This window comes from Pelomonas sp. Root1237 (genome assembly GCF_001425055.1).
Taxonomy (GTDB): Bacteria; Pseudomonadota; Gammaproteobacteria; order Burkholderiales; family Burkholderiaceae_C; genus Pelomonas.
Map to the genome: position 1 here is coordinate 1 of NZ_LMDK01000010.1, position 22,134 is coordinate 22,134.

13 protein-coding genes and 1 pseudogene are annotated in these 22,134 nt (G+C 67.1%); 13 read left to right on the forward strand and 1 reads right to left on the reverse strand.

Going from position 1 to position 22,134, the window contains the following annotated elements:
• The first annotated feature begins 43 nt into the window (after positions 1-43).
• The 9 genes from ASC91_RS07760 (at position 44) to ASC91_RS07800 (ending at position 16,952) form a co-directional block, all read left to right on the forward strand.
• Complete coding sequence (locus tag ASC91_RS07760) at positions 44-565, forward strand: hypothetical protein (RefSeq protein ID WP_056194739.1); 522 nt, start codon at positions 44-46, stop codon at positions 563-565.
• Between the two features lie 109 nt (positions 566-674).
• Positions 675-3,173 carry a dockerin gene (locus ASC91_RS07765; protein WP_082532515.1) on the forward strand — a complete coding sequence of 833 codons (2,499 nt, stop codon included), beginning with the start codon at positions 675-677 and terminating at the stop codon, positions 3,171-3,173.
• 164 nt (positions 3,174-3,337) lie between these two features.
• On the forward strand, positions 3,338-4,996 hold the full coding sequence (locus ASC91_RS07770; protein WP_056194742.1) for a glycoside hydrolase family 5 protein: 1,659 nt from the start codon (positions 3,338-3,340) through the stop codon (positions 4,994-4,996).
• An 80-nt stretch (positions 4,997-5,076) separates the two neighbouring features.
• Positions 5,077-7,287, forward strand: coding sequence for an exo-alpha-sialidase (locus tag ASC91_RS07775; protein WP_157281303.1), 2,211 nt, complete (start codon positions 5,077-5,079; stop codon positions 7,285-7,287).
• A 5-nt stretch (positions 7,288-7,292) separates the two neighbouring features.
• Positions 7,293-8,933 (forward strand): alpha-L-fucosidase, encoded by a 1,641-nt coding sequence (locus ASC91_RS07780; protein ID WP_056194748.1) that lies wholly within the window; start codon positions 7,293-7,295, stop codon positions 8,931-8,933.
• Between the two features lie 28 nt (positions 8,934-8,961).
• Positions 8,962-10,602, forward strand: a complete 1,641-nt coding sequence (locus tag ASC91_RS07785; protein WP_056194751.1) for an alpha-L-fucosidase — start codon at positions 8,962-8,964, stop codon at positions 10,600-10,602.
• A gap of 29 nt (positions 10,603-10,631) precedes the next feature.
• A complete protein-coding gene (locus ASC91_RS07790; protein WP_056194753.1) occupies positions 10,632-12,275 on the forward strand; it encodes an alpha-L-fucosidase in 1,644 nt (547 codons plus the stop codon).
• Positions 12,272-14,992 (forward strand): TIM-barrel domain-containing protein, encoded by a 2,721-nt coding sequence (locus tag ASC91_RS07795; protein WP_082532516.1) that lies wholly within the window; start codon positions 12,272-12,274, stop codon positions 14,990-14,992. The genes ASC91_RS07790 and ASC91_RS07795 overlap by 4 nt, the downstream gene beginning before the upstream one ends.
• A 49-nt stretch (positions 14,993-15,041) precedes the next feature.
• Complete coding sequence (locus tag ASC91_RS07800; protein WP_056194771.1) at positions 15,042-16,952, forward strand: glycoside hydrolase family 97 protein; 1,911 nt, start codon at positions 15,042-15,044, stop codon at positions 16,950-16,952.
• A gap of 80 nt (positions 16,953-17,032) precedes the next feature.
• Here the strand turns inward: ASC91_RS07800 and ASC91_RS29315 are convergent, their stop codons facing one another.
• Positions 17,033-17,308, reverse strand: a complete 276-nt coding sequence (locus ASC91_RS29315) for a hypothetical protein (RefSeq protein ID WP_157281306.1) — start codon at positions 17,306-17,308, stop codon at positions 17,033-17,035.
• 2 nt (positions 17,309-17,310) lie between these two features.
• Between ASC91_RS29315 and ASC91_RS07810 the strand changes: the two genes are divergently transcribed.
• From ASC91_RS07810 to ASC91_RS30200, 4 genes and pseudogenes are all read left to right on the forward strand, one after another.
• Entirely contained in the window at positions 17,311-18,345 is a 1,035-nt protein-coding gene (locus ASC91_RS07810) for a glycoside hydrolase family 5 protein (protein WP_056194759.1), read from the forward strand.
• Between the two features lie 213 nt (positions 18,346-18,558).
• Complete coding sequence (locus tag ASC91_RS07815) at positions 18,559-19,659, forward strand: non-reducing end alpha-L-arabinofuranosidase family hydrolase (RefSeq protein ID WP_200955248.1); 1,101 nt, start codon at positions 18,559-18,561, stop codon at positions 19,657-19,659.
• Positions 19,660-19,855: 196 nt separating this feature from the next.
• The gene (locus ASC91_RS07820; protein WP_056194762.1) at positions 19,856-21,418 is read left to right on the forward strand and encodes an alpha-L-fucosidase; all 1,563 of its coding nucleotides are present in this window, start codon (positions 19,856-19,858) and stop codon (positions 21,416-21,418) included.
• Between the two features lie 159 nt (positions 21,419-21,577).
• A pseudogene (locus tag ASC91_RS30200) lies at positions 21,578-22,134 on the forward strand (dockerin); the annotation flags it as partial.

Here is a 22,134-nt window from a genome sequence, read left to right on the forward strand (position 1 = left end):
GGCCACTGGTGGGGCACGCCGGGCAAGGTCTACACGTCGACCGATGGCGGCCACAGGCCACTGGTGGGGCACGCCGGGCAAGGTCTACACGTCGACCGATGGCGGCCACACGTTCACGCTGAGCCAGGGCTCGGTGAACGCCGGGCTGGCGCCGAACTACTTCGGCAGCACCTCGCTGGCGGTCAACCCCAACGTCGAGGGCGACCTCTGGCTGACCGACGGCAACGCGGTGTACCACTCGACCGATTCGGGTGCGAGCTGGGCCAAGCTCAGCAACTTCGCGTCGATCTTCACCGGCAACCCCTGGCCCCAGGTGCAGGGTGCAAGCGCCATCGCGCTGGGCAAGGCCAAGGCTGGCGCGCCGTACTCGGCCGCGGTCTACGTCGTGGGCGTGATCAACGGCGTGTGGGGCGTGCACCGCTCTGATGACGGCGGCGCCACCTGGACGCGCTTCAACGACGACGCGAACCAGTTCGGCGGCATCGGCGTGATGGCGGCCGACCAAGCCATCTACGGCCGGATCTACATCAGCGGCACCGGCCGCGGAATGCTTTACAGCAACTGAAACAAGGGCTCGGCAGGCCGGTGTCCAGTTCTTGGCGCCGGTCTGCCGCTGCATAACGCTCGTGACCGGCGGAGACAACCGGCCGAGCACCTTCACTGAAAGGTAGAACATGAGAACCTTGATACACGCGCTGCTGCTTGCCTTTGGCACGAGCGCAGCCCCGCTGGCGCTGGCGCAAACCTGCGCGCCGACCGCCATCACGCCCTACATCAACGTCAATGGCACGTGGACGCAAACGGCATCGGCCACCATCAAGACCGGTGCCTCGGCCATCCTCGGCCCGCAGCCGATATCCGGGGGCATGTGGAGTTGGAGCGGCTGCGGCACCGCCGGTGCAGCGCGCGAGCAGACCATCCAACCGGCCGCAGCCTGCACGGCCACCGCCACCTACACCAACAGCTGTGGCGCCAAGTCCCAGCAGGCGTTCTCCATCAAAGTGGGCACCTGGAACAGCGTGAAGTGGGGCGGCGGCGGCTATGTCGACGGCCTGATCTATCACCCGACGACCCCGAACCTCTTGTACGCCCGGACGGACGTCGGCGGCGCCTACCGCTGGAACCAGGCCACCTCGCAATGGGTGCCGATCACCGACGGCCCGGGTTTCGGGGGGGGGATAGAAGGAGCCTTCCACACCGTCGAAAGCATCGCCCTCGATCCAACCAACGACCAGCGGGTCTACATGGTCGCGGGCGATAGCAAGAAGAACGCTCGCTTGTACATTTCCAGCAACCGCGGCGACAGCTGGACATGGGTCACGCTGCCGTTTCTTGCCGGCGCCGATACCGGTCGGGCGATTGGCGAGCGCCTGAGGCTCGATCCGACCAATCCGTCGACGATGTTCTACGGTTCGACCAAGGCCGGCCTGTGGAAGAGCACGAACTCCGGCCAAACCTGGGCGCAGGTCACGGGCCTGTCTTCCTACACGACGACCAACGCCATGGTCGGCGTCGAGCAGATCATCTTCGACAACGGGAACGTGGGCGGCGGCCAGCCGACCTGGAACATGTGGGCCGCGATCGCTCCTGACTACGCCACCGCAGCGGGCCTGACCTCGACCTTCTACAGGTCCAGCAACAACGGCTATTCATGGACGCCGGTCGCGGTGCCGGCCGCCGTCGCCGGGTACTACATCCCGCACTTCGCGCGCGCCGCCGACGGCAATTACTACGTGGTGTTCAACAAGAACGCAGGCCCGGGCGGCGACGGTCCCGGCTACCTCTACAAGTACACCGGTATCAATGGCGGCGCCTGGACCTTGCTGAGCAGCACTACCACGGGCGGCTACGGCGGCGTGTCCGTCTACGGCAGCGGCCCGACCACCCGCATCGCGCTGGCCGTGAGCGCTACCTGGGGCGATTTCACCGGCCAGAAGATCACCCAGTTGTCCGACAACGCAGGCAGCACCTGGCGCGAAATCGAGTCCATGATGCCCCACGAGCAGAACAGCGCCGGGTACTGGGGCTGGAATGACGACATCGAGATCGATCCGAACAACCGCGACCACATCTTGCACCTTGACGGTCCCGGCATCTGGGAGACGATGAACGCCTCGTCGGCGACACCGAGCTGGACCACCAAGCTGAACAATCTCGAAGAGACTGCCACGCTGGCGCTCATCACCCCTCCACCCGGCGCGACCTACAAGTTCATCAGCAGCGCGGGCGACATCGGCCCCTGGGTCCAGACAGACCTCGCGACGACGCCGACCAAAGGCCCCAACACCGGCTGGAGCAATGGCAATTCCGCCGACATGAGCTGGTCGGATCCGCAATACATTGCCCTCACCGGCGTCACGCACGGGGATCACAAAGGATTCGGGTACTGGTCGGGCGACGGCGGCACCACGTGGACACGCTTTGCCACCTTGCCTCCCGGCGCCGCGACCAATACGCACGAATCGTCGAACATTGCTGTCACCTCACGCAACAACGCGATCTGGGCGCCGCCCGATACCGTGCCGTCCTACACCACCAACAATGGCGCCAGCTGGACGGCGACCAATCTCCCCGCGCTGCCGGAGACGTCCGGCTTCCCTCGCTCATACCGGCTCGCGGTGGATCGCAGGAATCCGAACAAGGTCTATGCCTACGATTCGGGCGGCTCCGTGTTTGCTGGTCCGGGCAAGTTCTACGTCTCGACGGATGGCGGCCACAACTTCACGCTGAGCCAGGGTTCGGTGTCGGCAAATATGAAGGGCAATCCGTATTTCCTGACCGGGATGGCGGTCAACCCGAACGTCGAGGGCGACATCTGGGTGGCTGACGGCAATACCGTGTACCACTCGGTCGACTCGGGCGCCACCTGGACCAAGTTCAACAACTTCGCGTCTGTTTTCGGCAGCGACTTTTGGCCCGACGTGAACGGTGCCAGTGCCTTGACTCTGGGCAAGGCAGCCCCTGGCGCGCCGTATTCCGCCGCGGTCTACGTGGTGGGCGTGATCAACGGCCAGTGGGGTGTGTGGGCTTCCAACAATGCAGGCAGCACTTGGACCCGCTTTAACGACGATGCCCATCAGTTCGGCGGCATAACCAGGTTGGCGGGTGACTGGAACACCTACGGCCGGATCTACGCCGCCGGCGGGGGCCGCGGCGTGCTCTACAGCAATTGAACCGAGAGCTCGGCAGGCTGGCGTCCAAATCATGGCACCGGGCCTGCCGCCACCTCCTTCACCTTGTTCGACGGTTATGCCCAAGCCCTGGCGCCGACCGTCCATAACGCTCGCATCCGGCGGAGACAACCGGCCGAGCACTTTCAACCTTGAAAGGTAGAACCATGAGAGCCTTGTTATCCACATTGCTGCTGGCCCTGGGGGTCAGCGGGGCCCCATTGGCCCAGGCACAAAGCTGTGGCAGCGGCGGCGGTACCACCGTCTGCCTGACGGCCACTGGCACGACCGACAACGTACAGCTGGGCTGGACCGTCAGCGGCAACGTCTCGCGCCTGGAGGTCTACCGCGATACCGACGCCGATCCCAACGGCCGCAGCCGCATCGCCGCGCCGGGCAGTAGCGCCAGGAGCTACACCGACTCCACGGCCGCAAACGGCACGCCCTATTGGTACTGGGTCAAGTTCACGACCAACGGCGGCAGCTACAACTCCGGCGTGGCCACTGCCACGCGCAACAGCAGCTGCACGCCGACGGCCATCACGCCTTACATCAGCGCCAACGGGTCCTGGACGCAGACGGCCTCAGCCTCGATCACTGCAGGCAACTCGGCCATCCTCGGCCCGCAGCCGGTGACCGGCGGTTCGTGGGGCTGGAGCGGCTGCGGCACGTCAGGCTCGGCACGCGAGCAGACCATCACGCCTGCTGCCAGCTGCACGGCCACCGCCACCTACACCAACAGCTGCGGCGCCAAGAGCACGCAGGCCTTTGTGATCACCGTGCCCGGCTCCATGCGCGACCTGACGAGCGTGCAGCTGTCGCAGCAGATGTCGCCCGCCTGGAACATCGGCAACTCGCTGGACGCCTCACCCAACGAGACCAACTGGGGCAATCCGCTGATCAACCAGCAATTGCTCAACGCAGTGAAGGCGGCCGGCTTCAAGACCGTGCGCATCCCCGTCAGCTGGAACCAGTACGCCGACGCCAACGGCAACATCAGCCCAACCTTCATGGCGCGTGTCACCGAGGTCGTCGGTTACGCACGCAACGTCGGCCTCTACGTCGTGCTCAATACGCACCATGAAGGCAGCTGGCTGATCCCGACCTACGCCTACCAGGCGAGCGCCAACGCGCGCCTGGCCAAGCTGTGGACGCAGATCGCCAACAACTTCAAGAACTATGACGACTACCTGCTGTTCGCCGGCACCAACGAGGTGATGGTGTCCGGCGACTACGGCCCACCGACGGCCGAGTACCAGGCCGTCCAGAACGGGTTCAACCAGGTCTTCGTCGACACGGTGCGGGCCACGGGCGGCAACAACGCCAAGCGCCATCTCGTCGTGCAGGGTTTCAACACCAACATCGACTCGACCTACAACGGCTTCATCAAACCCAACGACTCCGCGACCAACCGGATGTTCCTGGAAGTGCACTACTACGATCCGTACCACTTCGCCCTCGACGGCAGCAGCAACATCTGGCAGTGGGGCGCGACCGCGACCAATCCGGCCGTGACCGAGACCTGGGCCAACGAGGCGTACGTCGACGCGCAGTTCCAGAAGATGAAGTCCCGCTTCGTCGACGCCGGCTTGCCCGTGCTGATGGGTGAATATGGCGCGATCCTGAAGTCCGAGTACGACCCGGCCGGCACCTACCGCACCGCCTGGACCAAGTACGTGACCAAGTCCGCCTTCCAGCACGGCATCGTGCCGGTGTGGTGGGACAACGGCTATGACGCCAACCACCAGTTCGGGCTGTTCAACCGCTACACCGGTGCGCAGTACTTCCCTGAACTGATCAAGGCCATCGTCGACAACGCCAAGTGATGTGACGACGCAGACCGGGTCGTGAATTCACGACCCGGTCTTTCCTGCTTTAAGGCGCGCGCGTGATGGCGTCGACCCAGATGAAACTGATACGAACCAAGACTTTCTGGCGCCCGCTGCTGGCAACAGCGCTGGCGCTTTTGGCCTCTCTGAGCCAGGCGGAGCCCTATCGCTGGGACAGCCTCGCCATCGGCGGCGGCGGCTACGTGGCGGCCATCGTGCCCAGCCAGACCGAGCGCGGCCTCATCTACGCCCGCACCGACGTCGGCGGCGCCTACCGCTGGGACGCCGCCAAGGCACGCTGGACCTCGCTACTCGACGGCGTGTCCGAGGCCGACGTTGGCCTGCTGAGCGTGGACGCCCTGGCGCTGGACCCCAAGGACAGCGCCGTCGTCTACCTGCTGGCCGGGGTGCCCTACTTCAGCGGCGGCAAGACGGCGGTCATGCGCTCCATCGACCGCGGCGCCACCTTCAGCCGCGTCACCGACGTGAGCCACCTCTTCCGCGCCAACGGCAACGGCCTGGGCCGCAGCAATGGCGAGAAGATGCAGGTCGACCCGGGTGACGGCAAGGTGCTCTATGTCGGCTCGCGTGCCAACGGCCTGTTCAAGAGCCTTGACGCCGGCGCCAGCTTCAAGCGGGTCGACGCATTGCCGGTGACCACCACGCCCAACGAGACGGGCATCAGCTTCGTGCTGCTGGATCCAACCAGCGTGGTCAATGGCACGGCCCAGCGGATCTTTGTGGGTGTGTCGCGCTTCGGCTCGGTCGGCCCCAACCTCTATCGCAGCGACGACGCCGGCGCCAGCTTCAAGCCGGTGGCCGAGGCGCCGTCGGCCTACATCCCGCAGCGCGCGACGCTCGCCGCGGACGGCCATCTCTACATCACCTACGGCGACGGCTCAGGCCCGCATGGCGACTGGAAGAAGCTGGACCTGCCCGAGCCACTGACGGCCGGCCAGGTCTGGAAATACAAGGTCGCCAGCGGCGCCTGGACCGACGTCACGCCCAAGGGCATCAACCGGGCGTTCTCAGGCGTGTCGGTCGACCCGCGCAATGCGAAGCGCTTGGTCATCTCGACCATCAACACCTGGATGCCGCAAGGTGGCAAGAACGCTGGCGACCGCTTCTACGTCACCAACGACGGCGGCAGCAACTGGACCGACGTGGTGGAGCGCGGCTTCGCCATGGACACCAATGGCGTCAGCTGGATCTCGGCCTACGCCATCCACTGGACCGGCTCCATCGAGTTCGACCCCTTCGACACCCACGCCGTCTGGGTCACCTCCGGCAACGGTGTGTTCCGCACCGCAGACATCGATGCCAAGCCGGCCACGTGGACCTTCACCGTCAAGGGGCTGGAGGAAACCGTGCCCAACGTGGCTGTCAGCGTGCCCGGCGGCCCGCTGCTCTCGGTGATCGCCGACTACGACGGCTTCCGCCACCAGAAGCTGGACGCCTTTGCGCCCATCCACGAACCCCGCCTGGGCTCGACCACGGGCCTCGCCGTCGCGGGCAGCAACACGGCGGTCGTCGTGCGCGTGGGCGGCAAGAAGATGTACCGCTCCGCCGACACCGGCACTACCTGGACCGAGGTGGGCGGCATGCAGGGCGGCTACGGCACGCTGGCGCTATCGGCCGACGGCGCCGCGCTGCTGCACAGCTTCCGCCAGGCGGACGGCAGCAACCGCACCGTCCGCTCCACCAACTTCACCGAGGCCAAGCCCGTCTGGACGGCCGTGCGCGGCCTGGAGGGCGCGCCGATGCGACCGGTGGGCGACCCGGTGAACCCGGCCAAGTTCTACGCCTATGACCGCGGCACCATGCGCGTCAGCACCGATGGCGGCGCCAGCTTCGCTGCCACCGCCACGCTGGCTGCCAATGGCTCATCGCTGGTGCGCGTGGCGCCGGGGCGCGAAGGTGATGTCTGGGTGGCCCTCAAGGCCGGCGGCCTGGCGCGCTCCACCGATGCCGGCCGCACGTTCACGACCCTTCCCAACGTCGCCCACTGCGGCGCGGTGGGCTTCGGCAAGGCCATGGCCAACGCCCCCTACCCCACCGTCTTCATCTGGGGCTCGCCCCAGGGCAAGCCACTGGGGGTGTATCGCTCCACCGATGCCGGCGCCAACTGGCAGCGCATCAACGACGACGCGCATCAGTTCGGCGGCCCCGGCAACGGCGAGTTCGTCATGGGCGACATGAACGTCGAAGGCTTGGTCTACATGAGCACGGTGGGCCGCGGCATCGTCTACGGCCTGCCGGCCGACGCCCCCAATTCACTCAAACCCTGAGCACCATGAATCAGCAACTTTCCCGCCGCGCACTGCTGCAATCCTCCGCCGCCGTCATGGGGGCTGCCGGCCTGCCTGCCGCCCACGCAGCGCCCTCTCCCTTCAAGCCCACATGGGACTCTCTCGTCGGCGGCTACCGCACGCCCGACTGGTTCCGCGATGCCAAATTCGGCATCTGGGCGCACTGGACCGCGCAGTGCGTGCCCGAGGCGGGCGACTGGTATGCCCGCCACATGTACATCCAGGGCAGCGGCCAGTACGAGCACCACGTCAAGACCTACGGCCATCCGACCAAGGTCGGTTTCATGGAGATGAACAACCGCTGGAAGGCGGAGAACTGGGATCCCGAAGCGCTGATGGACCTGTACGCCAAGGCCGGCGCCAAATACTTCGTCTCGCTCGCCAACCACCACGACAACTTCGACGCCTACGACTCCAAATATCACGCCTGGAACTCGGTGCGCGTCGGTCCCAAGAAGGACATCGTCGGCACGTGGGCCAAGGCCGCCCGCGCCAGGGGCATGCGCTTCGGCGTCAGCAACCACTCGGCGCACGCCTGGCACTGGTTGCAGCCGGCCTATGGCTACGACGCGGAAGGCCCGCTGGCCGGCCAGCGCTACGACGCCTTCACCCTGACCAAGGCCGACGGCAAGGGCAAGTGGTGGGAAGGACTGGACCCGCAGGACCTCTACACGGGCCGCAACATGGTGATGCCCGACGGCATCAAGACCACGCAGGCCGCCCACGACTGGCATGAGAAGCACGACCGCGTCTGGGACGAGAACCCGCCGGCACAGAACCCCGCGTTCACGCGCCAATGGTTCCTGCGCTGCCGCGACCTGATCGACAGCTACCGGCCCGACCTCGTCTATTTCGACAACTCCCGCCTGCCGCTCGGCCAGGCCGGCCTGGACATCGCGGCGCACTACTACAACGCCAGCATGGCCTGGCACGGCGGCAAGCTGGAGGCCGTCCTCAACGCCAAGGAGATCCCGCATGAATGGCGAGCGGGCATCGTCGAGGACGTCGAGCGCGGCCAGCGCGCCGGCATCGAGCCGCTGCCCTGGCAGACCGACACCTGCATTGGCGACTGGCACTACAACCGCGGTGTCTTCGAGGGCCATCACTACAAGTCGGCGGCCAGCGTCATCCACCGCCTGGTGGACATCGTCTCCAAGAACGGCAACCTGCTGCTGTCCATACCGCTGCGCGGCGACGGCACGATCGACACCGACGAGCGCAAGGTCCTGGACGGGCTCGCCGAATGGATGGGCCGCAACGGCGAGGCCATCCATGGCACACGCCCGTGGCGCAGCTTCGGCGAGGGGCCGACGCAGATCGGCGGCGGCATGTTCAGCGAAAACCAGGTCAAGGACTTCACCGACCAGGACATCCGCTTCACCACCAAGGCCGGGGCGCTCTATGCCATCGGGCTGGCCTGGCCCAAGAGCGGCGTCATGCGCATCGCATCGCTGGCGCAGGACTCGGGGCTGGCGCCCGGCGTGATCGAGCGCGTCGAGGCCGTGGGCTCCACCGACAGCCTGCCCTTCAAGCGCACCCCGCAAGGGCTGGAGGTGCGGCTGCCAGAGGGGCTGGCCGGCACGCCCGCGATCGCGCTGAAGGTGCGCGGCCCGGGCCTCGCATGAGCGGCCGCCGATCTCCCTGAAGCAAGCCATGAACCAGAGACTTTCCCGCCGCTCCCTGCTGCAAGCCACCGCTGCCACGATGGGCGGCGCCGGGCTGCCCACCGCGCAAGCCGCCCCCGCCCCGTTCAAGCCGACCTGGGATTCCCTCGTCGGCGGCTACCGCGCGCCCGACTGGTTCCGCGATGCCAAGTTCGGCATCTGGGCGCACTGGAGCGCGCAATGCGTGCCCGAGAGGGGCGACTGGTATGCCCGCAACATGTACATGCAGGGCAACTGGCAGTACGACCACCACGTCAAGACCTACGGCCACCCGACCAAGGTCGGCTTCATGGAGATGCAGAACCGCTGGAAGGGGGAGAACTGGGAGCCCGAAGCGCTGATGGACCTGTACGTGAAGGCGGGTGCGAAGTACTTCGTCTCGCTCGCCAACCACCACGACAACTTCGACGCCTACGACTCGAAGTACCACCCGTGGAACTCGATGCGCGTCGGTCCCAAGAAGGACATCGTCGGCACCTGGGCCAAGCTGGCCCGCGCCAAGGGGCTGCGGTTCGGCGTCAGCAACCACTCGTCGCGTGCCTGGCACTGGTTGGCGCCTGCCTATGGCTACGACCCCGAAGGCCCGCTGGCCGGCCAGCGCTACGACGCCTTCAACCTGACCAAGGCCGACGGCAAGGGCACATGGTGGGAAGGCCTGGACCCGCAGGACCTCTACACGGGGCCCAACAGAGTGATGCCCGACGGCATCAGCACCGTGGCCGCCGTCGCCGAATGGCATAAGCGCAGTTACTACACCTGGAAAGACGTGGAGCCACCGAACAACCCGGCGTTCATTCGCCAGTGGTTCCTGCGCTGCCGCGACCTGATCGACAGCTACAAGCCCGACCTCGTCTACTTCGACAACGCTCACCTGCCGCTCGGCCAGGCCGGCCTGGACATCGCGGCGCACTACTACAACGCCAGCATGGCCTGGCACGGCGGCAAGGTGGAGGCAGTCATCAACGCCAAGGAGCTCTCACCCGAAATGCGTGGCGGCGTGGTGGAGGATCTCGAGCGGGGCCAGCGCGCCGGCATCGAGCCGCTGCCCTGGCAGACCTGCACCTGCATCGGCGACTGGCACTACAACCGCGGCATCTTCGACAACCACGGCTACAAGTCGGCCGCCAGCGTCATCCACCGCCTGGCGGACATCGTCTCCAAGAACGGCAACCTGCTGCTGTCCATCCCGCTGCGCGGCGACGGCACCATCGACGCCGACGAGCGCAAGATCCTGGAAGGCATCGCCGCCTGGATGGGCCGCAACGGCGAGGCCATCCACGGCACACGGCCGTGGCGCACCTTCGGCGAAGGGCCGACGAAGGTCGGAGGTGGCATGTTCAGCGAAGGCCAACTCAAGGACTTCACCACCCAGGACATCCGCTTCACAACCAAGGCCGGCGCGCTCTACGCCATCGGGCTGGCTTGGCCAACGGACGGCGTCATGCGCATCGCCGCACTGGCGCAGGACTCGACCCTGGCGCCGGGCGTGATCGAGCGCGTCGAAGCCGTGGGCTTCACCGACAACCTGCCCTTCACGCGCACCCCGCAAGGGCTGGAGGTGCGGCTGCCCGAGAGCCTGGGCGGCTCGCTCGCGATCGCGCTGAAGGTGCGCGGTCCCGGCCTCGCATGAGCGGCCACCCGTTTTACTGAAAGCAAGCCATGACACAGAAACTCTCCCGCCGCTCGCTGCTGCAAGCCACCGCCGCCACCATGGGCGCCGCCGGCCTGCCGGCCGCGCAGGCCGCGCCTACTCCCTTCAAGCCGAACTGGGACTCCCTCGTCGACGGCTACGAAACGCCCGACTGGTTCCGCGATGCCAAGTTCGGCATCTGGGCGCACTGGAGCGCGCAGTGCGTGCCCGAGATGGGCGACTGGTATGCGCGGCGCATGTACATCCAGGGCAACTGGCAGTACGACCACCACATCAAGACCTACGGCCACCCGACGAAGTCCGGTTTCATGGAGATCCAGAACCGCTGGAAGGCCGAGAACTGGGAGCCCGAAGCGCTGATGGACCTGTACGTGAAGGCCGGCGCCAAGTACTTCGTCGCCCTGGCCAACCACCACGACAACCAGGACACGTTCAACTCCAAGTACCACGGCTGGAACACGATGCGCGTGGGGCCGAAGAAGGACATCGTCGGCACCTGGGAGAAGGCCGCTCGCGCGCGCGGCCTGCGCTTCGGCGTCAGCAACCACGGCGCACACGCCTGGCACTGGTACCAGTCGGCCTACGGCTACGACCCCGAAGGCCCCTACGCCGGCCAGCGCTACGACGCCTTCAACCTGACCAAGGCCGACGGCAAGGGCAAATGGTGGGAAGGCCTGGATCCCCAGGACCTCTACACCGGCCGCAACATCGTCATGCCCGACGGGTTCAAGACCATCCCCAGCGTCGAAGCCTGGCATAACCAGAACACCTACTACTGGGACGAGAAACCGCCGCTTCAGAACCTGGCCTTCACACGCTCGTGGTTCCTGCGCTGCCGCGACCTGATCGACAGCTACAAGCCCGACCTGATCTACATGGACAACCACGGCCTGCCGCTGGGCCAGGCCGGGCTGGACATCGCGGCGCACTACTACAACGCCAGCATGGCCTGGAACGGCGGCAAGCTGGAAGCGGTGCTCAACGCCAAGGTGATGCCGCCGGAGTGGCGCGCCGGCGTTGTCGAGGACGTGGAGCGGGGCTTCCGTGATGGCATCGAGCCCCTGCCCTGGCAGACCGACACCTGCCTGGGCGACTGGCACTACGCCCGCTCCCTCTTCGACAACCACCAGTACAAGCCCGCCAGCACGGTCATCCATCGCCTCTGCGACATCGTCTCCAAGAACGGCAACCTGCTGCTGTCGGTGCCGATCCGCGGCGACGGCACCATCGACGCCGACGAACAGAAGATCCTCGGCGAGATCGCCACGTGGATGGCCCGCAATGGCGAAGCCATCTACGGCACGCGCCCCTGGCGCACTTTTGGCGAGGGCCCGACGAAGGTGGGCAGCGGCATGTTCAGCGAAGGCAGCTCCAAGCCGCTGACGGCCGAGGACATCCGCTTCACGACCAAGGGCGGCGCCCTCTACGCCATCGCGCTGGGCTGGCCCAAGGACGGCGTGCTGCGCATCCAGACGCTGGCCCAGGACTCGAACGTGGCACCGGGTGCCATCGAGCGCATCGAGGCCCTGGGCTCCGGCGACAGCCTGCCCTTCAAGCGCACCCGCAAGGGGCTGGAGGTCAAGTTGCCCGAAGGCCTGGCCGGCTCACCGGCCGTGGTGGTGAAGATCCGCGGGAATGGCCTGACTGCATGAAAGACACCAAACCCACGCTCTCGCGGCGCGAGGCATTGCAGGCCGCCCTCGCCGCTGCAGCTAGCCCACTGGGCGCTGCGGCAGCAACGGCCGCGATGGTCTCCTCATCCAGCGTGGCGAACGCCGCCGCCGGCGACCTGGTGCCTGGGAACGCCGCGGCCCGCCGCGCGCAGCCATCGCTAGCCGCGGAATGGGTGCTGACGACGCCCCAAGGCACGCTGCGGATCAGCGCGCTCTGCGACCGGGCGCTGCGCGTGCGCTTCCTGCCACCGCAAGCTGCAACGCAGGCTCCGCCCAGCCTCGCGCTGCTGCCCGGCCGTGCCAAGCCCCTGATGAAGCAGACGGTGGGCGCCGACGCGACCCGCCTGGAACTGCCGGCCATCCGCTGCGAGGTGGACAACGGCACCGGCGCGCTGCGCTTCTTCGACCGCAACGGCGCCTTGCTGCTCGCTGAAGCGCCTGGCACCCGGCGGCTGACGCCGTCGCGGCTGGGTGACGAGCCCGTGTTCATCGCCGAGCAGGTGTTCGAGTCACCCGCCGACGAGCGGCTCTACGGCACCGGCTGCTTCCAGGACGGCGCCATGGACCTGCGCGGCTTCCCGCGCCGCCTGACGCAGGTGAACACGCAGATCAGCCTGCCGTTCATGCTGTCCAGCCGCGGCTACGGCCTGCTCTGGCACAACAACGGCATGGCCGAGCTGAACATGCCCGAGCAGCGGGTCGCGCTGGGCCGTGTCAATGCCGAAAGTAAGTCCGAAGTCGTGGATGTGACGACGACCACGGGCAATGCGCAAGTCGTGCGAAACGTGACGCGTTTCGAAGGCACGTTCCGAACGGAAACGGCCGGCCGGTTCGCCTTCCTGCTCGATGTCGGCCGCGCGATGGGTTCGCGCCACTCGGTCGAGATCGACGGCAAGTCCTGCGTCGAGATCGCGAACCACTGGCTGCCGCCGACGGTCGGCTTTGTCGTCGAGCTGCCGGCGGGCGAGCATCAGGTGCGCATCCACGCCGACAAGGACGACTCTCCCTCGCTGCGCTTCGGCACCGTGCGCGCCAGCACGACCTGGCGCTCACCGGTGGCCGATGCCATCGACTACGTCGTCATCGCCGGCCCCAGCGCGGACGAGGTGTTCGAGGGCTACCGCGAAATCTCGGGCGCCACGCCGATGATGCCGCGCTGGGCCTATGGCTACATCCACACCCGCGAACGCTTCCATTCGTCGCAGGAGATCGTCGACACGCTGCGCGAGTTCCGCCGCCGCAAGCTGCCCGTCGACGTGATGGTGCAGGACTGGCAGTACTGGGGCCGCCACGGCTGGAACGCAATGCGCTTCGACGAGGCCCACTACCCCGATCCCGCCGCGCTGATGCGCGAGGTGCACGGCCTGAACGGGCGGCTCATGCTGTCGGTGTGGGCCAAGATCGGGCGCGACACCGAGCTCGGCCGCGCCGCCGCAGCCGGCGGTCACTACATCGACCAGACCGACTGGGTCGACTTCTTCGACCCCAAGGCCGCCGCCTTCTACTGGAACAACCAGCGCGAACGCCTGTTCAATCTCGGCATCGACGCCTGGTGGCAGGACGCGACGGAACCCGAGAACGACGACCTGGTGGGCCGACACACGGCCGCAGGCCGCGGCGAGCGCGTGCGCCTGGCCTACCCGTGGCACGTCACGCGCACCGTCTACGAGGGCCATCGCCAGGCGGCACCTGACCGGCGCGTGATGATCCTCACGCGCTCGGCCTTCCCCGGGCAGCAACGCCATGCGGCAGCCACCTGGTCGGGCGACATCGGCAACGACTGGGACACGCTCAAGCGGCAGATCCCCGCGGGCCTGAACATGGCCGCCGCCGGCTATGCCTACTGGACGGTCGACGCCGGCGGCTTCTTCCGCCCGGGCGACGGCCAGTACACCGACAAGGCCTACCACGAGCGCCTGATCCGGTGGTTCCAGTACGCGACCTTCCTGCCGCTGCAGCGCGTGCATGGCTACATGACCAACACCGAGTTCTGGCGCTATGGCGACAAGGTGGAGACGGTCGCGCGCCAGTATCTGGAGCTGCGCTATCAGCTGCTGCCCTACCTCTACAGCCTGGCCCACGAGGTGCATGCGAAAGGCGCGCCGATCATGCGGCCGCTCGTGTTCGATTTCCCGCAGGACCAGCAAGCCCTGGACCAGGCGCACAGCTACATGTTCGGCCGCGCAGTGCATGTGGCGCCCGTCCTGGCGCCCGAGGTGTCGAGCTGGCCGGTGTACCTGCCGCAGGCTGCCGGCGGCTGGGTCGATTTCTGGACGGGAGAACGGCGCGCCGGTGGCCGCACGCATGACGTGGCGTCGCCGCTGGAGCGCATGCCGCTGCACCTGCGCGCGGGCAGCATCCTGCCGCTCGGGCCGGTGCTGCAGTCCACCGCCGAGGCCACCGGTGAGGTGCTCGACCTCTACGTCGTGCCTGGTGCCAACGGCGCTTTCGACCTCTACGAGGACGGCGGCCTGGACTATGCCTACGAGAAGGGCGGCTTCAGCGTGATCCGCATGACCTGGGACGACCGCCGCGGCGTGCTGCGCCTGGCGTCGCGCAAGGGTCGCTACGCCGGCATGGGCACGACCAAGCGCCTGCGCATCCACCGCATCGGCAACGGCGGGCCGACGCTGCAATCCACACCGCTGCGCGAGGTGGTCTACACCGGCCGCGCCACGGAAGTACGCCTGGGATGAACGCTCTCCTCACGGCATGAAGACGAAGACCCACACACCCTACACATTCATGAAGACCACCACCCACCTCGCCATCGCCGCGCTCGCCCTGGCCGCATCGGGCGCCTACGCGGCCGACGCCGTCATCACCTCGCCCGATGGCCACGTCGCGCTGCGCATCGCCGACAACGGCGGCCAGTTCAGCGTCAGCCGCCATGGCGAAGCCGTCATCGCTCCCTCACCGCTGGGGCTTGATCTGGACGGCCAAGCCCTCGGCGCGTTGACGCTGGAGTCGCGCCAGGACGTCGCGGAAGACCGCGTCATTCCACTCGTCGCCACGAAGGCGGCCACGGCCCGCGACCACTACCGCGGCGCGACGCTCACCTTCCGCGAGGCCGGCGCCGGCCGCCGCCTCTTCATCGATGCCCGCGCCTACGACGACGGCGTTGCCTTCCGCTACCGCCTGGAAGACACCGGCCCCGTGAAGCTGCGCGGCGAGCGCACGGCCTTCGTGCCGGCCGGCGACCCGTCGTGCCTGGTCACGCCCATCGATGGTTCGCACGAACAACCGTTCGAACGCCTGCGCATCTCGCAGATGAAGCCGGGCGCCGTCTACGACGTGCCGGTGGTGTGCGCCACGCCGTCGGGCCGCACCCACTACGCCATCACGCAGGCTCACCTGCAGGGCTACGCCGGCGCCTCGCTGCGGCAGGAGGGCAACGCGTTGCGCCTGCAGCTGTCCGGCGTGCCCGGGCGCCCGGGCCCGGCCTTCGTTTCCACGGCTGGCCTGACGACTGCCTGGCGTGCCGTCATGATGGCTGACCAGGCCGGCAAGCTGATCGAGTCGCACCTCGTCGGCAACCTCAATCCGCCCGCCCAGGGTGATTTCAGCTGGGTCAAGCCCGGCAAGGCGGCATGGGACTGGTGGTCCGGCCCGCTGGTCGGCATGAAGCCCGACATGGGCGCCTACAAGCGCTTCATCGACTTCGCCGCCGAGTCCGGCTTCCCCTACTACCTCATCGACGCGAACTGGGCCTCCGGCCCGAGCGGTTGCTGCGACGCCCACCCCGAGACCGACATCACCCGCCCGGCGAAGGGCATCGACATGGCCGAACTCGCGCGCTACGCCGAGGCCAAGGGCGTGGGCCTGCTGCTGTGGGCCCACTGGGTGCATGTGGACGCGCGCATGGACGAGGTGCTGGACACCTACGTCCGCTGGGGCATCAAGGGCATCAAGGTCGACTTCATGAACCGCGACGACCAGCAGGTGGTGGACTTCTACGAGCGCATTGCCGCCGCCACCGCCAAGCGCAAGCTGCTGCTGGACCTGCACGGCGCCTACGTGCCCGCCGGCCTGCAGCGCACCTACCCCAACTACATCACCCAGGAGGGCGTGCTGGGCGCCGAGTGGAGCAAGATGAGCACGCGCGTCACGCCCAGCCATAACGTGACCTTGCCGTACACGCGCATGCTGGTCGGCCCGATGGACTACACGCCCGGCGGCTTCCGCAACGCGACACCGGCCACCTTCGAGGTGCGCGCCGAGATGCCGCTGGTGCAGAACACGCGCGGCCAGGCGCTGGCGATGTATGTCGTCTACGACAGCCCGCTGCAGATGGTCTCCGACGACCCCACCGCCTACCGCGGCGAGCCCGGCTTCGACTTCATCAAGCGCGTGCCGACGGCCTGGGATGAGACCCGCTTCATCGCGGGCGAGCCGGGGCAGGACATCGTGCTGGCGCGCCGCCACGGCAAGACCTGGTACCTCGGCGCGATGACGGGGGACCAGGCGCGCACGCAGAAGGTGTCGCTGGACTTCCTGCCGCCCGGCAACTGGCGCGCCACGATCTGGCAGGACGGGGAGGTCGTGCGCGAAGTGCGCCGCACGGAACGCAAGGTGACCCGCAAGGACGTGCTGAGCCTGTCGCTGGCTGCAGCCGGCGGCGCCGCCGTGGTGCTGGAGCCAGTGCCTTCCCCGTGATCAGCGCCGCCGTGCCATCCCATCAACGAGCCGGATTTTTTTAATGAAGTACAGCAAACGACTCGCCCTTCTCTCCATTGTTACGGCCACCCTGGTGGCTGGCTGTGGAGGCGGTGGTGGCGACGCACCGGCACCAGCACCAGCACCAGCACCAGCACCAGCACCAGCACCAGCACCAGCACCAGCACCAGCACCAGCACCAGCACCAGCACCAGCACCAGCACCAGCACCAGCACCAGCACCAGCACCAGCACCAGCGCCTGCACCTGCGCCTGCACCAGCACCAGCACCAGCACCTGCACCTGCACCTGCACCTGCACCTGCACCTGCACCTGCACCTGCACCTGCGCCAGCACCTATGCGCGACCTGACGAGCGTCCAGCTGTCGCAGCAGATGTCGCCCGCCTGGAACATCGGCAACTCGCTGGACGCCTCGCCCAACGAGACCAACTGGGGCAACCCGCTGATCAACCAGCAATTGCTCGACGCAGTGAAGGCGGCCGGCTTCAAGACCGTGCGCATCCCTGCGAGCTGGAACCAGTACGCCGACGCCGACGGCAACATCAGCCCGACCTTCATGGCGCGCGTCACCGAGGTGGTCGGCTATGCCCGCAACGCCGGCCTCTACGTCGTGCTGAACACGCACCACGAGCAAAGCTGGCTGATCCCGACCTACGCCTACCAGGCGAGCGCCAACGCACGCCTGGCCAAGCTGTGGACGCAGATCGCCAACAACTTCAAGAACTACGACGACTTCCTGCTGTTCGCCGGCACCAACGAGGTGATGGTCGCTGGTGACTACGGCCCGCCGACTGCCGAGTACCAGGCCGTCCAGAACGGGTTCAACCAGGTCTTCATCGACACGGTGCGGGCCACCGGCGGCAACAATGCCAAGCGCCATCTCGTGGTACAGGGCTTCAATACCAACATCGACTCGACCTACAACGGCTTCATCAAGCCTGCGGACTCGGCGACGAACCGGATGTTCCTGGAAGTGCACTACTACGACCCGTTCAACTTCGCGCTCAATGACAAGAGCACGATCTGGCAGTGGGGCGCCATCGCGACCGACCCGGCCGTGACCGAGACCTGGGCCAACGAGGCCTGGGTCGACGCGCAGTTCCAGAAGATGAAGACCCGCTTCGTCGACGCCGGCATGCCGGTGCTGATGGGCGAGTACGGCGCGATCCTGAAGTCCGAGTACGACCCGTCTGGTGTCTACCGCACCTACTGGACCAAGTACGTGACGAAGTCCATGTTCCAGCACGGCATCGTGCCAGTGTGGTGGGACAACGGCTACGGCGCCAACCACCAGTTCGGCCTGTTCAACCGCTCGACCGGTGCGCAGTACTTCCCTGAACTGATCAAGGCCATCGTCGACAACGCCAAGTGATGAAGGCGTCAGACGGTGCCCTGCCAGCCCAGTCGTGTCCTACACGGCCCTCCTTTGGCGAGGCTGGCGCGTGATCGTGCCGCTCAAGATATCGAGACGCCCCCTGGCGCTGGCCGCGGCGGGCGGCGCCACTGTGGTGCTGCCACTGCCAGCGCCCTGACCAGCACAACAGCGCCCGCATTCCATCAACGAACCTGATCTCCGTCTTCCCTCATGAACAAGTGCAATAGACAACTCATCGTCTCTTCGATGCTCGCGGCGGGCCTCTTGGCCGGCTGTGGTGGCAGCAGCGCAGCCGCCGACGCGAAGCCCGCCGGCGGCGGCGGCGGGACGCCGGCCCAGGCCATCGGCTTTGAATGGAAATCCAGCGAGACGCTGATCAAGCCGCCGGCCGACCGGGCGGACATCTTCGGCGTCAAGGACCCGACCATCGTGTTCCACGACGGCCGCTATCACGTCTTCATGACCACTGCGGGCAAGAACGGCTGGGGCATGGCCTACACGAGCTTCGCGAACTGGGATGAGGCGCCGAAGGCCCCGCAGTTCATGCTCGAGAAATCGCCCATCGGGCCGGGCTATCGCGCGGCACCCCAGGTCTTCTACTTCGCGCCGCAGAAGCTCTGGTATTTGATCTTCCAGGGCGGTGACCCGCTCTATTCGACCACCCCCAACATCGCCGACCCCCACTCGTGGACGGCGCCCAAGCCCTTCTATTCGGTCATCCCGGCCAGCGTCAAGAACGCCGAGGGCCATGCGGTCTGGCTGGACTTCTGGAACATCTGCGACGACAAGAAGTGCCATCTCTTCTTCACAGGCGACAACGGCAGCTTCTACCGCGGCGAGACGACGATCGACCGCTTCCCTCAGGGCTTCGCCGAACCCGTCGTCGTCATGGCGGAAAAGCGCGATGACATGTTCGAGGCCAGCAACACCTACAAGATCGCCGGCACCAACAAGTACCTGACGCTGATCGAGGCGATGGGGCCCAAGGGCCGGTATTTCCGCGCCTGGACGGCGGATCGCCTGGATGGCGCCTGGCAACCCATTCCCGGCGCCCCGATGAACAGGTTCGCTGGCGCAGACAACGTCAAGTTCAACGGCCGGATCTGGTCCGAAGGCGTATCCCACGGCGAAATGATTCGCGACGGCATCGACCAGACTCTGAGCATCGACCCCTGCCAGCCGCTGAAGTTCCTCTTCCAGGGCCTGGACATGGAAAAGGGCAAGAACTACGACTACATCGAGCTGCCCTATCGGCTGGGCGTGATCACCGCCACCGCCCCGAACGCCATCAGCGAGCTGTGCAAGAAATGACTGCCTGCCCTGCCGCGGCAACTCGTCCCTGTCGGGCTGGCAGGCCCACGCACTGAGCTGCGTCCCCGGCGGCCAACGCGACCAGCTATATCGATACCACGGCCGCCAATGGAACGCCGTACTGGTACGACCGGTGCGCAATGTTCCCCGACCTGCTCAAGGCCATCGTCGACAACGCCAAGTGAGAGAGAACCCCATGTCAAGCCTGAGTAAACGCAGCTTCCTGACCACGCCACTGCTGGCCGCCGCCGGCCTGGGCGCCGCCCGCATTGCACAGGCGCAAGACTGCGCGCCAGTGGCGCCCGCCCCATACAAGCCGCCGCCGCTGGCGTCCGGCCCGTTCACGGCCGCTGCCGAGTCGCTGCGCAAGTCGGCGGTCCCTGCGTGGTTCCGCGAGGCCAAGCTGGGCATCTGGTCCCACTGGGGGCCGCAAGCCGTGCCCAGCCGCGGCGACTGGTATGCCCGATTCATGTACGTGCCCGGCCACCCGCACTACGACCACCACGTGAAGACCTACGGCCACCCGTCGGAGTTCGGCTACAAGGACATCATCAAGCTGTGGAAGGCCGAGCGCTTCGAGCCCGAAGCGCTGATGGACCGCTACGCGGCGGCGGGTGCGAAGTACTTCGTCTCGATGGGCGTGCACCACGACAACTTCGACTTGTGGAATTCCAAGCACCACCGCTGGAACGCCACCCAGATGGGGCCGATGCGCGACGTGGTCGGCGAATGGGGCCGCGCCGCGCGCAAGCGCGGGCTGCGCTTCGGTGTCTCCGAGCACCTGGCGACCAGTCACAACTGGTGGTGGACCAGCCACCAGTGCGACCAGTTCTGGCCCAAGCTGGGCGTGGCCTATGACGGCGCCAATCCCGAGAACTTCGACCTCTACCACGAGCCGCACAACACGCCGTACCTGAACCGCGGCGGCGACTGGTACACCAACAACCCGAAGTTCCACGAGATCTGGTACCGCCGCATCATCGACCTCATCGACAGCCACCAACCCGACTTGCTGTACTCCGACGGCGGCATCCCGTTCGGCGATGTGGGCCGCGCCATGGTGGCCCACCTGTTCAACACCTCGGTCCGCCGCCATGGCGACATGCAGGCCGTGTACAACCACAAGTCGCTGGGGTCGGGCGAGTACATCGCCGAGGTGGGCGTGCAGGACGTCGAGCGTGGCGTGCTCCCGGGCATCAACCCGCTGCCATGGCAGACCTGCACCTCCAACGGCGACTGGTTTCACTCCGAGCACGACCGCTACAAGACGCCGGCGCAGGTGATCACGATGCTGTGCGACATCGTCAGCAAGAACGGCAACATGCTGCTCAACGTGGTGCAGCGCGCCGACGGCACGCTGACGGCCGAATCAGACCTGCTGATGACCGAGATGGCCGCCTGGATGAAGCTCAACGCCGAAGCCATCCACGGCACGCGGCCGTGGAAGATCCACGGCGAAGGCCCGACCGAGGCCGCCAGCGGCGCCTTCAAGGAGAACGTGGACTACACGGCGCAGGACATCCGCTTCACGACCCGGGGCGATGCGCTGTACGCGCTGACGCTGGGCGAACCCAAGGGCACGCTGAAGATCGCCTCGCTGCGCCAAGGCAACGCCCACGATCCGCGCCCGGTGCGCCGGGTCGAACTGCTGGGGGGCGGGCCGCTGAAATTCCGCCAGACCGCCCAGGCGCTGGAGGTCGACGTGCCCGAGCGCATGCCCAGCCGCCACGCCAGCGCGTTGCGCATTGCCCGCGGCTGAAGGCGCCAATGGCGCCGGGTCGGATGAGCGGCGGTGTGGTCGCGTGATCGCGCTGTCTGCGGCCATCGATCAGAGAAGTGTCGTGAAAGCCAGTAATGCGCAACCTGTGATCAGCGCCGCCATGTCAAGCCCTCAACGAACCCAACCTCGTTTCCCATCATGAAGAAGTACAGCAAACCACTCACCGTTCTCTCCATCGTCACCGCGACCCTGGTGGCCGGCTGTGGCGGCGGCGGCGGCGGTGGCGACGCACCCGCACCCGCTCCCGCACCCGCTCCCGCACCCGCACCCGCTCCTGCACCCGCACCCGCACCCGCACCCGCTCCTGCTCCCGCACCCGCTCCTGCACCTGCACCTGCACCTGCACCTGCACCTGCACCTGCCCCTGCCCCTGCCCCTGCGCCTGCCCCGGCACCGGCACCGGCACCGGCACCGGCTCCCGCTCCCGCTCCTGCACCGTCCGGGGCCACCACCTGGACGAGCGCGAAATGGGGCGGTGGCGGCTACGTCACCGGCCTGGTCTTCCACCCGACCACCGCCAACCTGCTGTACGCACGCACCGACATCGGTGGCGCCTACCGCTGGAACCAACCGACTTCGTCCTGGCTGCCCATCACCGACGGCCTGGGCTTCGGTGCGGCCGAGGCCAGTTTCCACGGCGTCGAGAGCATCGCTGTCGATCCGAACAACGACCAGCGCGTCTACATGGGCGCCGG